Here is a 695-nt window from a genome sequence, read left to right as displayed (position 1 = left end):
GTAGGACCACCGAATCCCCCCGTCGACGACCGCTTCGGCATCACCGAAGCGAGTCGCCGTACCGAGGACCATCTCGGGGATGGTCTGCCAGGTCATACCTTGAGCAGCCGAGCCAGGTTGCCGCCCATGATCTTCGCCTGGTTCTCCAGCGGCATGTCCTTGATCTCGTGGATGTAGCGCGCCGGCTCCGCCAGACCCTCCGGGTGCGGGTAGTCCGAACCGAACAGCACGTGATCGACGCCCATGACGTCGGACAGACGCTGCAGGTCCTCTTCCCAGAACGGGCTGACGTAGAGGCTCTGCTTGATGGCCTCGATCGGGTTGCGGAAGCCGAAGCCCTCCGGCGCCTTCTTGAAGACGTCCGACAGCTGGTTCAGCAGCGGCTCGAGCCAGGCCGAACCGTTCTCGATGACCGCGATCTTCAGGTCGGGGAAGCGGTTGAGCGCGCCGTGGCAGACCCACGAGGCGACCGCGTCGGTGACCGGACGCCACTGGTTGGTCATGGCGAAGGTGTTGGTCTTGAACGGCAGCATCTCGAGCGAGCTGCCTTCCCACTCGGCGTCGAAACGGGAGTAGCCCGAGTCCGAGGAGTGCATGGTGACCAGCACGTCGAGTTCCACGACCCGCTTCCAGAACGGATCGAACTCCGGCAACGCGAACGAACGCATACCGTGCAGACCCGGAACCGGAGCCGG

1 protein-coding gene is annotated in these 695 nt (G+C 64.6%); it reads right to left on the bottom strand.

All coding sequences use genetic code 11. The annotated features are described in order from the left end of the window. Nucleotides 1-92: 92 nt before the first annotated feature. Nucleotides 93-695: amidohydrolase family protein (locus DAT37_RS28715; RefSeq protein ID WP_157978764.1), on the bottom strand; the 603-nt coding region annotated here is incomplete at its 5' end.

The sequence above is a fragment of the Nocardia aurea genome, assembly GCF_003123685.1.
Classification (GTDB): domain Bacteria; phylum Actinomycetota; class Actinomycetes; order Mycobacteriales; family Mycobacteriaceae; genus Nocardia; species Nocardia aurea.
This window is presented reverse-complemented; position numbering and strand designations above follow the sequence as displayed.